The following is a 13013-nucleotide window of genomic DNA, read 5'->3' on the forward strand; positions in this document are numbered from 1 at the left end:
CCGGTTACCCGTCATGCCTGGGTGTCAACTGTCCGGGCATCCGCCGTCGCGTCGGCCGGCGCACTCGCATCCGGCCGCCGGGCCGGCCGCGCGGCGTCGACCGGCGCCGCGATCAGCGCCACCAGCGTGTCGTGATCGATCGCCTCGCGCTGCAGCAGCCGCCGCGCGATCCGCTCGAGCGCGTCGCGATGCTCGGCGAGCGTCGCGGCGACCCGCGCGTGCGCGTCCGCGAGCAGCGCGCGCACTTCGTCGTCGATCAACTGCGCGGTGTGCTCGCTGCAGCGCCCGTCGCCCGGCGTCCACGCGCCGGGCACGCCCGCGCGCGGCGCGCCGTCGTCGAACGTCGCGAGGCCGATGCGCTCGCTCATCCCGTATTGCATGATCATGTGGCGCACCATCGCGGTCGCGCGTTCGAGATCGTTCTGCGCGCCCGTCGACACGTCGCCGAACACCAGCTCCTCGGCGACCCGCCCGCCGAGCAGCGCGTCGAGCCGGTCGAGCAGCTCGCTCTTGCGCAGCACGTAGCGGTCCTCGGTCGGCACCTGCTGCGTATAGCCGAGCGCCGCGACGCCGCGCGGGATGATCGACACTTTCTTCACCGGATCGCAGTGCGCACGGCATTGCGCGACGAGTGCATGCCCGGCCTCGTGATAGGCGATCGTCTCTTTCTCCTGTTCATTCATCACGCGGCTCTTGCGCTCCATGCCGGTCATCGCGCGATCGATCGCCTCGTCGAAGTCGGCCATCTCGATCGCCGGCTTGCCGAGTTCGGCCGCATGCAGCGCGGCCTCGTTGACCACGTTCGCGAGATCCGCGCCGACGAAGCCCGGCGTGCGCGACGCCAGCTCGGCGAGATCGACGCCGGCCGCGAGCTTCACGCGCTTCACGTGCACGCCGAGGATCTGCCTGCGGCCGTTGAGATCGGGCCGGTCGATCGCGATGTGCCGATCGAAGCGGCCCGGGCGCAGCAACGCGGGATCGAGGATTTCGGGCCGGTTGGTCGCGGCCATGATGATCACGCCGGAATTGGCCTGGAAGCCGTCCATCTCGACGAGCAACTGGTTCAGCGTCTGTTCGCGCTCGTCGTTGCCCGACATCATGCCGACGCCGCGCACCTTGCCGAGCGCGTCGAGCTCGTCGACGAACACGATGCACGGCGCCTTCTGCTGCGCCTGCTCGAACAGGTCGCGCACGCGCGCCGCGCCGACGCCGACGAACATCTCGACGAATGCCGAGCCGCTGATCGAGAAGAACGGCACCGCCGCCTCGCCGGCAACCGCGCGCGCGAGCAGCGTCTTGCCGGTGCCCGGCGCGCCGACGATCAGCACGCCTTTCGGGATCTTGCCGCCGAGCCGCTGGTAGCGCTCCGGGTTGCGCAGGAACGCGACGAGCTGCTGCAGCTCGGCCTTCGCCTCGTCGATGCCCGCGATGTCGTCGAACGTGATGCCGGTCGCCTGCTGCACGTACACGCGCGCCTGGCTCTTGCCCATGCCGCTGAAGTCCTGCAGCCCGCCCCGCCGTCGCAGCATCATGTTCCAGATGAACACGAAGCCGATCAGCGGCAGCACCCACGACGCGAGCGCCGCGAGCCAGCTCGTGTCCGGCGTGCCGTGATAGCGGATGCCGGCGGCGCTCAGCGTGTCGACCAGGTGTTCGTCGGTGACGCGGTTGGTCGAGAAGCGCCACGGCGCGCCGGCCTCCTTCACGACGGACGTCTCGGAAGCCGGCAGCATCGCGCCGGCCTCGGGCATCTTCAGCGTGCCCGAGATCGACGCCTGGCCGATCTCGAGATCGTCGACGAGCCGTGCGGTAACGAGCCGATGGAAGTCGCTGTACGCGATCGACGTCGTTTCCTGATGCGACGACAGCAGTTGCACCGCCACCAGAATGAAGAACCCGATCGCGATCAGCAGGCTGGAATAGTCGAATTGCTTGTCCATGACGGGAGGCCGGCAGCCGCGCGTCACGCGACCGTCAGCCGGTCGACGACTTCCCGGACACCCTTGACCGACCATGCCGCGCCGCACGCGGCGCGCCTGTCGGCCAGCGAATCGACGGTGCCCGACAGCGTGACGACGCCGTCAGCCGCATCGACCGAGATCGCGGCGGATTCGCGCTGCGCGCGGCGCGCGAACGCGGCGGCGATCTGCGCGCCGACGTCCGACGCCGTGTGCGCGGCACGCACCTGGATACGGTTCGCGACGCCGACGACGCCGGCCATCCGGCTCACGATCGTTTCCGCCGCAAGACGCTGGTACCCCCAGTCCACCTCGCCGTCAAGGGTCACGCAGCCGTGGTCGACCTGGGCCCGGACCGGCTGGTCCTGCAGCGCTTCCTGCCACTTGAACGCGGACATGATCGCCGCCGCGAGATCCTGGTCCGCGCGGGCGGAAGGCGGCGCCGCGACCGCCAACTCGAGCACCAGCGCGCGTGCGCCGCCGACCCGCTGGGCCGCCTTCTGCGCCGCGAACTTCTGCGCCCAGCTCGCGACCGTGCCGCGCAGCGTGACGACGCGATCACGGACGTCGACGTCGATCCGGCGCGCGTCGAGCGCCGGGTCCCAGAACAGTTCCTGTTCGACGTGCTGCTTGAGCGTTGCATCGGATTTCATGGGATTCTCCCGTCGGGCGCCGGTTTCGGCGGTGTCACGCCACGTCGAGGTTGTCGACCACCACCCGGACGCCGCGCGCCGACCACGCGGCCCAGCGCGCGGCCTCGCGCTCGGCCTTCGAATCCACCTTGCCGGAAAGCGTGACCGTGCCATCGTGCACGTCGATTTCGATGTGCCTGATCTCGCGCTCGGCATGCCGCAGGATCGCGCGCTTGATGCTGGCTCCGATATCGTCGGCGCCGACGTCGCCCAGTACCTCGATATGGTTCGTCACGCCGATCACCCCGCGCATCTGCGAGATCGTGCGCACGGCGACATGGCTCTGGTAGGCCCAATCGACCTTGCCCGACAGCGTGATCCAGCCGCGCTCGACCTGCACCCTGACCCGGTCGTCGTGCAGGCCGACGGTCCAGTGCAAGATCGAGCGCACCGCGTCCGCGATGTCCTCGTCCGTGCGCAAGTCCGCGACGGGCAAGCGCACAGTCATGTCGACGACGACGGCCTTCACGCCCGACACCCGGTTCACCGCCCGCTCCACCGCGAGTTTTTCCGCATAGCTAGCCGGATGCCCGGACAGCGTCACGATGCGGTTTGCGACCTCCACGCCGATGCGCGCCGCATCGACGGCCGGATCGAATTCAAGCTCTTCCTGCACGTCCTGCTTGAGTTGCTTGTCCGCGTTCATTGCTCGCTCTCCATCGAGACACGGCGCCGGATACCGCCGCACATGAAGCGACTGTGTGCGCCTGAGCAGCCGGTTCCCTGATGCAGGTCAACGGTTGCGTAAAACACGCGGTGCGCCCCCGCATGGCGCGCCCGCCGTTTTCGTCCGTTGATACAGATCAAGCGCGCCGCGCTCCCGCACGCGATCATGACCTCGATCGCGCGTCCGCCGGGCATCCGGAGGCCATCATTCAGGAGGACTTCATGGTACGCAAGCAATCCCGGATCGTGCTCGCAACGATCTTCGTGTTCATCGCGCTCGGCGCGTTGGCTGGCATCGTGCACGGCATGCTGTTCGACAACCAGCGGGTATTTGCATTTGCGATCGTCGCGCTGGTGGCGGGCATCGCCGCGTTCGTCGCGCTGCTCAACCCGACCGCGCGGGACGAACGATAGCGGGCGCAAACCCGCGCTAGCCGGCATCATGAACGGCATCCTGCGCCTCGCATTCAAGCTGCTCGTCAACGACAGCGCGAAATTCACCGCGCTGATCGTCGGCATCACGTTCTCGGTGCTGCTGATGATCGAGATGACGTCGCTGTTCGCGGGCATCCTGAACAAGTCGTCCGCGTCCGTGATCAACATCGGCGCGAAGATGTGGGTGATGGACCCGGCCGTGAAGACGATCGCGAACAGCATCGGCATGCCCGACTACGTGCTCGACGCGGTGCGCAGCACCGACGGTGTCAAATACGCGGTGCCGCTCTACTCGGGCGCGGCGCTCGTGAAGCTGCGTTCCGGCACCTATCAGGCTGTGACGGTGGTCGGCCTCGACGATGCGAGCCTGCTCGGCCGCCCGACGATGCTGCAGGGGCGCATCGAGGACATTTACGCGGAAAACGGCTTCATCGCGATCGACGACACCGAGTTCCGCAAGCTCGAGAATCCGGCGATCGGCACCGATTTCGAGTTGAACGACCACCGCGGCGTGATCGTCGGCATCGCGAAGGTCGCGGCAAGCGGGCTGTTCGGCACGCCGACGCTCTACACGACCTACGCGCGCGCGATCCGCTACATCCCGTCGCCGCGCTTCACGACGTCGTACATCCTCGTCGAGCCGAAATCGAACGCGGACATCCCGCACATCAAGGCGGTCGTGAAGGCGCTCGGCTATCGCGCGTACACGCGCAACGAGTTCATCGCGCAGATCGCGCGCTTCTACAAGTACGAGACGGGGCTCGGCACCAACATCATGCTGATGACGGTGATCAGCTTCATCATCGGGCTATCGATATCGGGGCAGACGTTCTATGCGTTCATCCTCGAGAACCTGGACAAGTTCGGCGCACTGAAGGCGATCGGCGCGAAAAGCCGCGAGCTCGTCCTGATGATCCTGTTCCAGGCGACCTTCACCGCGCTGACCGGCTACGGGATCGGCGTCGGGCTGTGCGTGCTGATGATCAGCCTCGCGAAGCTGCAGATTCCCGACTACGCGGCGCTGATCACGTACGGCAACCTGGCACTCGCGTTCGGCATGGTGGTCGTGATCGCGACGCTGTCGAGCTATCTCGGCGTGCGGCGCGTGCTGCGCATCGAGCCGTTCGACATCTTCCGGGGCTGACGATGAGCGGCATCGCGATCGACGCGCGCGGCGTCAGCAAGTGGTTCGGCGAAGGCGCCGCACGCACGCAGGCGTTGTGCGACGTGTCGATGCAGGCGCGCTTCGGCGAGATGCTGCTGATCGTCGGGCCGTCCGGCAGCGGCAAGACGACGCTGCTGAGCGTGATCTCGGGCATCCTGCGGCCGGAAACCGGCACAGTGTCGATCGACGGCGTCGACCTGTGGGCGCAGCCGCACGACGCGATCGCCGATTTCCGGCTGAACCGGATCGGCTTCGTGTTCCAGGACTATCACCTGTTCCCGCGGCTCACGACGGCCGAGAACGTCGCGATCCCGCTGATCCTGAAGCGCCGGCCGTGGGACGACGCGCTGAAGGAAGCGCTCGCCTACCTCGACGTGGTCGGACTCGCGAACCGCGCGCAACTGCCGCCCGTCAAGCTGTCCGGCGGCGAGCAGCAGCGCGTCGCGATCGCGCGCGCGATCGTCAGCCAGCCCGACCTGCTGATCCTCGACGAGCCGACCGCGTCGCTCGACGGCGACACGGGCCGGGTGATCATCGACTTCGTCAAGCACCAGGTGCTGAACGACACGCGCTGCATCGTGATCGTCACGCACGACGCGCGGATCTTCGAATACGCGGACCGCATCCTGAAGATGGAAGACGGCAAGCTGAACGGCATCGAACGCGGAGGCGCGCGATGAAGCACCGCCTCGTGTTCGTCATCGCGCTCGCGGGCTTTCTTGCGAGCCTCGTCGCGGCGTGGGTCTACAGCCGCCAGGAACCGCCGCAGCCGCCCGTGTTCAAGCCGGCCGCCAACCCGTATGCGCGCGGCGTCTATGCGAACGGGATCGTCGAGAGCGAGCAGCCGGCCGGCGCGAACGTCAACGTGTACCCGGACGTGTCGGGCGCGGTGACGCGGGTGCTGGTGCACGACGGCGACGCGGTGAAGGCCGGCGACGCGCTGCTGACGATCGACGATTCGGTGCAGCGCGCAACCGCCGCGCAGCTCGCCGCCCAGGCCGACGCCGCGGCCGCGATGCTCGACGAGCTGAAGGCGCAGCCGCGCCGCGAGGTGCTCGACGTCGCGAGCGCGCAGATGACGGCCGCGCAGGCGAGCCTCAAGCTCGCGCAGGACCAGTACGACAAGCAGCGCCGCGCGTACGACATCGACCCGAAGGCGGTCAGCCGCGACGCGCTCGACACGGCCGCGAACGGCGTGCGCGTCGCGACCGCGAATCTCGGCGTCGTGACGCGCCAGTACCAGCTGACGAAGGCCGGCGCGTGGAACTACGACGTGCGCAACCAGCAGGCGCAGGCGATCGCGCTGCGGCGCGGCGCGGACGCGGCCGCCGCGCTGCTCGCGCGCTATACGCTGCGCGCACCGACCGACGGCGTCGTGCTCGCGATGAACGCGGCCGTCGGCACCTACCTGAGCCCGCAGGGCCTCTACGACACCTATGCGCAGGGCAACGCGCCCGTCGCCGTGCTCGGCACGCCGGGCGACCGGCTGCAGGTGCGCTGCTACATCGACGAGATCCTGATCCACCAGTTGCCCGACCTGCGCGCGCTGAAGGCTCACATGTTCGTGCGCGGCACGTCGGTCGAGGCCGACCTGCAGTTCGTGCGCGTGCAGCCCTACGTCACGCCGAAGATCGAGTTGTCTGACCAGCGCACCGAGCGCGTCGACGTGCGGGTGCTGCCGGTGATTTTCCGTATCGTGCCGAACAAGGATGTGCGGCTGTTCCCGGGGCAGGTCGTCGATGTGTACGTGGCCGGCAAATGACGGAATGAATCGCGGGCGCGCCGCGCGGCGCGCAATGGGTGCGCTCGCGCTCGCCGCGCTGCTGGCCGGATGCGCGGTCGGCCGCGATTTCGTGCGGCCGAGCGCGCCGAGCGTGGCGCGCTTCGTGGCGCCCGACGATCCTGCCGCGACGTCCGGCGCGTGGACGGGCGGCGGCCGGACGCAAACGCTGTCGGCGGCCGAACCGCTGACGCGCGACTGGTGGACCCGCTTCGGCAGCCATGAAATCGACGCGGCGGTCGGCGATGCGCTGGCCGGCAGCCCGACGCTCGCGGGCGCGCAGGCGACGCTGCGGCGCAGCGAACACGCGCTGCGGGCGGGCGAAGGCATCTTCTTCCCGCAAGCCGATGCGCAGGCGGGCGCGTCGCGGCAGCGCTATTCGCCGCTGCGCACCGGCCAGGCGCTGCCGGGCACGATCTTCAACCTGTTCACGCTGTCGGCGACCGTCAGCTACACGCTCGACCTGTGGGGCGGCGAACGCCGCCAGGTCGAAGCGCTGGCGGCTGACGTCGACGCGCAGCGCCAGGCGCTGGCGGGCGCCTACCTGATGCTGACCGCGAACGTCGTCAACACGATGATCGCGCACGCTGCCTATCGCGACGAGATCGCCGCGACGCGCGAGATGATCGGCCTGCTCGACGAACAGATCCGCCTCACGCGCGCGCAGGTGACGGCGGGCGCGACGGCCTACGTCGCGGTGCTGACGCTGGAGTCGCAGCGCGCGTCGCTGGAGGCGACGCTGCCCGCGCTCGAGCAGAAGCGCGCGCAGGCCGACGATCTGCTCGCGCTGCTGGCGGGACGCTACCCGGCCGACTGGCGCACGCCGGACGTGTCGCTCGACGCCATCGCGCTGCCGGCGAGCCTGCCCGACACCGCGCCGTCTTCCCTGGTGCGGCGCCGGCCGGACATCCTGCAGGCGGAAGCCCAGTTGCACGTCGCCAGCGCGCAGGTCGGCGTCGCGACGGCGGCGCTGTACCCGAACGTCACGCTGTCCGCTTCAGGCGGCTTCGACAGCGTCGTCGCCGGCAAGCTGTTCGGGCCGGCCGGCCACGCGTGGAGCGTCGGCGCGGGGCTCACCGCGCCGCTGTTCCATGGAGGCGCGCTCCTGAACCAGCGGCGCGCCGCGCAGGACGCCTATGACGAAGCCGATGCCGCCTACCGGCAAGTGGTGCTGTCGGCGTTCTCGCAGGTCGCCGATACGCTGCGCGCGCTCGCGCACGACGCGTCGGCGCTCGACGCACAAGCGCGCGCGATGGCAGCCGCACGCGATGCGCTGGCGCTCACCCAGGCCGGCTACGAGGCGGGCATCACTGGCTATATCCAGCTGCTCGTCGCCGACACGCAGTTCCACCAGGCGCGCATCGCGTGGCTGCAGGCACTCGCGCAGCGACTGCAGGACACGGTCGCGTTCTATGTCGCGCTCGGCGGCGGCTGGGGCGAGGCCGCCTGACCCTGCCCGCTCAGCGCGCCGCCGGCACGGCGGGCCGTTGCCACGGCGGCAGCTCCGCCCAGCCGAGCGGGCCGTACACGGTGCCGCCGGCCGCCTCGATCGCCTCGACAAATGCCTGCAGCGTCGCGCCTCCCGGCACGGTGAGCGTCGCACCGTCGACGAAATCCTCGCTGTGCAGCCACGGCGCCGCGCCGCGATTGATCTCCTCGACGCTGTACGCGGCTCCGTGCCGTCCCGCCTCGGGCGGCAGCAGGCGTGGCGCGTCGAATGCGACCTTGAGGACCTGGGTGCGGGAATCGCTGTACGGCGGCTTTGCGACGTCCTGGTACGGAATCTCCGCCCAGCTTTCGCCGCATTGCTCGTCGAGCGACAGGCAGGTGAACCACGCCCACGGCGCGCGCACGAAGCACAGCCGGTAGCCGCTGCGGGCCCCGTCCAGATTGGCGATCAGCGTCATGTTGCGTCCCCCGTCGAAGCGACGCGCACCGCCCATTGACCCCGGTTGCGCGCTCACGCATGGGCCGACTATCCGGCTGCCGCAAGGCCCGGACGTTGATCGGCGTCAAGCTGCCGCGTCGTCGGCAGCACAGAATTTCTGTGAATGGTCGCAACCCATAACGAGGCTCCCCGATGATTTCCGATAGCTCAAGCGGCGCAATTTCAACGCGGCCCGGCCGAATCCTCGTCGCAATCGACGGGTCGGCATCATCCGGGCAGGCGCTGACATACGCACATAATATTGTCCCGTCCGGCGGGCAGGTCTGCATCGTCACCGTGGCGGACAATCCGCGCACGCTCGTGCCGACTGGCGCGGCGACGGCGGCCTATCTGGATTCGGCGCGCGCGGAGCTACTCGGAGATGCGGTCGCGGTGCTCGGCATGGCCCGGGACGCGTTCGCTCGCAGCGACGTGCATGTCGAGACCGAAGTCATCGACCTTTCCAAGCGCTGTGGCGACGTCGTGCATGCGCTGCTCGACATCGCCCGGACGTGGCAAGCCGAGCTGGTCGTCGTCGGAGCACGCCAGCATCACGGCTTGCTCCGCTGGCTCGAGGGCGCTGTCTCGGAGCCGCTGGCCAGGCAGACCGGATGCCCGATCGTCATCGTCCCCGACGGCTGCGGCTCCGTCGTCGAGCATGCGCCCCGCCGCATCCTGTTCGCGACTGACGGAAGTCCGCCGGCGCTGCGGGCCATGCGGTTCGGCATCCGGTACGCGTCGGCGGATACGGCGCTGCGGGCCGTCTACGTCGTCGACCGCGCCGTCCGCTTGACGGACTTCGTCCCTATCGATGTTCTCGAAAATGCGTTCGTCGAAGAAGGCGAGCGCGCGCTGGCGGCCGCGGCATCGGTCCTTGCGGAAGTGTCGGCGCATGCCGGCACGGCGATCGTGCATACGCACCAGACCAGCGATGACGTGCCTCGGGCGATCGCGCGCGAAGCAACTGCCTGGCAGGCCGACCTGATCGTGATGGGTTCGCACGGCCGGCGCGGCATCACTGGCTGGATGCTCGGCAGCGTCGCGTTGCACGTGGCACGCATCACGCGCGTCCCGCTGCTGCTCGCTAACGCACGGGAAACCTGACGCGTCGCGCCGACCGCAGCGAGGCCATATCGTGGGAACGCTGGCCGTACTCTTCGTCGCCATTCTTCTGCTGAATCTCATTCCGGCGTTTGCTCCGCCGACGTGGATGGCCATGTCGTGGGTCGGCTTCAGCCTATCCGACATCAATCCGTTCGTGCTCGCCATCGTCGCCGCCTGCGCCGCGACGATGGGGCGCGTGGTGCTGGCCGCTTTTGCCCGCACGCTGGTGCGAGGGCGATGGATGCGCGACACCGACCGGGAGAACATCGACATCGTCCGAACCTGGCTCTCAAGGCGAAGACGGCTCACCGCCGGCGTCTTCTTCCTCTATGCGCTCGGTCCGTTTCCGTCCAACTACCTGTTCATCGCGTACGGACTTTCCGGTCTGCCGCTCGGCGGTATCGGCGTCGCGTTCTTCATCGGGCGCGCCGCGAGCTATGCCGTGTGGGCCTATCTCGGCAGGTTTGCGGCTGCACACATCGATCTGGAGCCGCAGTGGGGCGAGACGTATCTCAGCGGCTATTTCGTCGTCTCGCAGTTCGTCCTGATCGGTTGCGTGTATGTCCTCCTAAAGATCGACTGGAAGACGCTGGTCACGGATCGCAGGCTGAGGTGGCACCGTCCGGCGGCACGCCCGGATCGCAACGATCACGAATGTTCTTCACGCAGATAGGCGCGGAAATTCATGATTTCCATCAAGGATCGGACGCGTGGCCGCGATGTAATCGAATCATCGAAACCCGCAACTTGCATCGAGACGAGCAATGAAACTGACCTTCCTGGGCGCGACCGAAACCGTCACCGGCTCGAAATACCTGGTCGAGCATGGCGGCCGGCGCGTGCTGGTCGACTGCGGCCTGTTCCAGGGCACGAAGAACCTGCGCCTGCGCAACTGGAGCCCGCTGCCGTTCCCGCCCGACACGCTGGACGCGGTCATTCTCACGCACGCGCACATCGACCACAGCGGCTACCTGCCGGTGCTGGCGAGCGACGGCTATCACGGGCCGGTGTACTGCACGGCGGCGACCGCCGAACTGTGCGAAATCATGCTGCGCGACAGCGCGCGGCTGCAGGAGGAGGAAGCCGATTTCGCGAACCGCCACGGCTATTCGAAACACCATCCGGCGCGGCCGCTCTACACGATGGACGACGCGCTGCGCGCGCTGCGCCTGCTGACGCCGCGCGCATTCGATGAATGCGTGCCGCTGGGCGGCGCGCTGTCGTTCCGGCTGCTGCCCGCCGGCCACATTCTCGGCGCGGCGAGCGTCGTGATGAACTGGAATCACAAGGTGCTCGCTTTCTCGGGCGACCTCGGCCGCCGCCACGACCCGATCATGCGCGCGCCGACGCCGCCGGCCCATGCGGACTACGTGGTCGTCGAGTCGACCTACGGCGACCGTCTGCATCCCGATTCGGACCCCGAAAGCGAACTGGCCGCGCTGTTCGAGAAGACCTTCGCGCGGGGCGGCGTGGTGGTGATGCCCTGCTTCACCGTCGGCCGGGCGCAGCAGATCCTGCATTACATCGCCCGGCTGAAGGCGACCGGCCGCATGGCGCACGTCCCGGTGTATCTCGACAGCCCGATGGCGACCGACGTGACCGAGGTCTATCGCCATCACCTCCTCGAGCACCGGCTGACCCTGTCCGAGTCGGACGCGCTCGGCCATGCGGCGACCATGGTGCGCACCGTCGATCACTCGAAGGCCATCGCCGGGCACCAAGGCCCGATGGTGATCATCGCCGGAAGCGGAATGGCGACGGGCGGGCGGGTGCTGCATCACCTGACCCGCTACGCGCCCGACGCGCGGAACACGATCGCGCTGGTCGGCTACCAGGCCGCCGGCACGCGCGGCGCGGCGCTCGCCGCGCACGAGCCGACCCTGAAGATCCACGGCGAATACGTGCGGGTGCGCGCGCAGGTCGAGACCATCGCGGCGCTGTCCGCCCATGCCGATTACGACGAGATCCTGCAGTGGCTCGGCGCGATGCAGCAGCCCCCGGTCCGCACGTTCGTGACCCACGGTGAGCCGGCCGCCGCGGATGCGCTTCGCCGGCGCATCGAGGAGCGGCTGCATTGGCCGTGCGAAGTGCCGACCTATCAGCAGACGGTCGATCTCGACGAGGTCGCGGCGGCCGGCGCGGACGAGGTCGCGGCGCTGTCGCGCTAGGCAGGTTGTGCGCGCACGGCAGGGCGGGCAACGCGTGGCCCGCCCTGCCCGAATTGCTCAGCTCACTTCGATGATGACCTTGAGCGCGTACGTTTCCGCCGCGCGGCCGAACGTGTCGTACGCCTGCCCTACGTCGTCGAGCGAGAAGCGGTGCGTGATGAGCTGCGTCGGATCGAGCCGCCCTGCACGCACGGTCTTCAGCAACATCGGCGTGCTGACGGTGTCGACCAGCCGCGTCGTGATCGCGATGTTGCGATCCCAGAGCTTCTCGAGGTGCAGGTCCGCCTTCACGCCATGCACGCCGATGTTCGCGACCACACCGCCCGGCGCGACGATCGACGTGCACAACTCGAACGTCGCCGGAATGCCGACCGCCTCGATCGCGCAATCGACGCCGACGCCGTCGGTCAGCTTCAGCACTTGCGCGACCGTGTCGCCGGCGCGGCCGTCGATGCAATCGGTCGCGCCGAAGCAGCGCGCCACGTCGAGCCGATTGCGATCCGGGTCGATCATGATGATCCGGCCGGGCGAATAGAACTGCGCGGTCAGCAGCGCCGCGAGCCCGATCGGGCCGGCGCCGACGATCGCGACCGAACAGCCCGGCTGCACCTTGCCGTTCAGCACGCCGCATTCGAACCCGGTCGGCAGGATGTCGGACAGCATCACGAGCGCGTCCTCGTCCACGCCGGGCGGCACCCGGTACAGGCTCGTCTCGGCGTGCGGAATCCGCACGAATTCGGCCTGCGTGCCGTCGATCCGGTGCCCGAGGATCCACCCGCCCGTCGCGCAGTGCGAGTACAGGCCGCGACGGCAGTTGTCGCAGCGGCCGCACGACGAGATGCACGAGACCAGCACGTGATCGCCCGGCATCAGCGTGTTGACCGCCGCACCGACCTGCTCGACGATCCCAACGCCTTCGTGACCGAGGATGCGCCCCGGTTCGCACGACGGCACGTCGCCCTTGAGGATGTGCAGGTCGGTGCCGCAGATCGTCGTGCGCGTCATCCTGACGATCGCGTCGGTCAGCGCCTGCAGTTCCGGCATCGGCCGCTGCTCGAGCGCTTTGCGCCCGTTGCCTTGGTAGATGAGTGCTTTCATTGCATTTCCTCCGTCGCAGG

The 13013-nt window shown here is 68.7% G+C and carries 13 protein-coding genes; 8 read left to right on the plus strand and 5 right to left on the minus strand.

Annotation, left to right across the window (positions count from 1 at the left end):
- Positions 1 to 11: 11 nt before the first annotated feature.
- From ftsH to KY49_RS30610, 3 genes are read right to left on the minus strand one after another with little or no spacing between them, the layout of a single operon-like run.
- Positions 12 to 1940: an ATP-dependent zinc metalloprotease FtsH gene (ftsH, locus tag KY49_RS30600; protein ID WP_042588060.1), complete on the minus strand. Its 1929-nt coding sequence runs from the start codon at positions 1938 to 1940 to the stop codon at positions 12 to 14.
- Positions 1941 to 1963: 23 nt separating this feature from the next.
- Positions 1964 to 2611: a BON domain-containing protein gene (locus KY49_RS30605; protein WP_042588061.1), complete on the minus strand. Its 648-nt coding sequence runs from the start codon at positions 2609 to 2611 to the stop codon at positions 1964 to 1966.
- Positions 2612 to 2645: 34 nt separating this feature from the next.
- The gene (locus KY49_RS30610; protein WP_042588062.1) at positions 2646 to 3296 is read right to left on the minus strand and encodes a BON domain-containing protein; all 651 of its coding nucleotides are present in this window, start codon (positions 3294 to 3296) and stop codon (positions 2646 to 2648) included.
- A 242-nt stretch (positions 3297 to 3538) separates the two neighbouring features.
- Between KY49_RS30610 and KY49_RS30615 the strand changes: the two genes are divergently transcribed.
- The 5 genes from KY49_RS30615 to KY49_RS30635 are packed head-to-tail and all read left to right on the plus strand — an operon-like array spanning position 3539 to position 8146.
- The gene (locus KY49_RS30615; protein WP_042588860.1) at positions 3539 to 3730 is read left to right on the plus strand and encodes a DUF2964 family protein; all 192 of its coding nucleotides are present in this window, start codon (positions 3539 to 3541) and stop codon (positions 3728 to 3730) included.
- Between the two features lie 28 nt (positions 3731 to 3758).
- Positions 3759 to 4895: an ABC transporter permease gene (locus KY49_RS30620; protein ID WP_042588063.1), complete on the plus strand. Its 1137-nt coding sequence runs from the start codon at positions 3759 to 3761 to the stop codon at positions 4893 to 4895.
- Positions 4892 to 5596 (plus strand): ABC transporter ATP-binding protein, encoded by a 705-nt coding sequence (locus KY49_RS30625; protein WP_177316767.1) that lies wholly within the window; start codon positions 4892 to 4894, stop codon positions 5594 to 5596. Before KY49_RS30620 ends, KY49_RS30625 begins: the two co-directional genes overlap by 4 nt.
- Positions 5593 to 6678, plus strand: coding sequence for an HlyD family secretion protein (locus KY49_RS30630; RefSeq protein ID WP_042588065.1), 1086 nt, complete (start codon positions 5593 to 5595; stop codon positions 6676 to 6678). Before KY49_RS30625 ends, KY49_RS30630 begins: the two co-directional genes overlap by 4 nt.
- Positions 6656 to 8146 (plus strand): efflux transporter outer membrane subunit, encoded by a 1491-nt coding sequence (locus KY49_RS30635; RefSeq protein ID WP_042588066.1) that lies wholly within the window; start codon positions 6656 to 6658, stop codon positions 8144 to 8146. Before KY49_RS30630 ends, KY49_RS30635 begins: the two co-directional genes overlap by 23 nt.
- A gap of 10 nt (positions 8147 to 8156) precedes the next feature.
- Here KY49_RS30635 and KY49_RS30640 read toward each other — a convergent pair whose 3' ends face one another.
- Positions 8157 to 8603 (minus strand): hypothetical protein, encoded by a 447-nt coding sequence (locus tag KY49_RS30640; protein ID WP_042588067.1) that lies wholly within the window; start codon positions 8601 to 8603, stop codon positions 8157 to 8159.
- Positions 8604 to 8776: 173 nt separating this feature from the next.
- Between KY49_RS30640 and KY49_RS30645 the strand changes: the two genes are divergently transcribed.
- The 3 genes from KY49_RS30645 (at position 8777) to KY49_RS30655 (ending at position 11895) form a co-directional block, all read left to right on the plus strand.
- The gene (locus tag KY49_RS30645; protein WP_042588068.1) at positions 8777 to 9727 is read left to right on the plus strand and encodes a universal stress protein; all 951 of its coding nucleotides are present in this window, start codon (positions 8777 to 8779) and stop codon (positions 9725 to 9727) included.
- 31 nt (positions 9728 to 9758) lie between these two features.
- The gene (locus KY49_RS30650; RefSeq protein WP_042588069.1) at positions 9759 to 10400 is read left to right on the plus strand and encodes a hypothetical protein; all 642 of its coding nucleotides are present in this window, start codon (positions 9759 to 9761) and stop codon (positions 10398 to 10400) included.
- Between the two features lie 91 nt (positions 10401 to 10491).
- Complete coding sequence (locus KY49_RS30655) at positions 10492 to 11895, plus strand: MBL fold metallo-hydrolase RNA specificity domain-containing protein (protein ID WP_042588070.1); 1404 nt, start codon at positions 10492 to 10494, stop codon at positions 11893 to 11895.
- 57 nt (positions 11896 to 11952) lie between these two features.
- Here the strand turns inward: KY49_RS30655 and KY49_RS30660 are convergent, their stop codons facing one another.
- Positions 11953 to 12993 carry a zinc-dependent alcohol dehydrogenase family protein gene (locus KY49_RS30660; RefSeq protein WP_042588071.1) on the minus strand — a complete coding sequence of 347 codons (1041 nt, stop codon included), beginning with the start codon at positions 12991 to 12993 and terminating at the stop codon, positions 11953 to 11955.
- Positions 12994 to 13013: the final 20 nt, after the last annotated feature.

This window comes from Burkholderia sp. MSHR3999, from assembly GCF_000833595.1.
GTDB classification, from domain to species: Bacteria; Pseudomonadota; Gammaproteobacteria; order Burkholderiales; family Burkholderiaceae; genus Burkholderia; species Burkholderia ubonensis.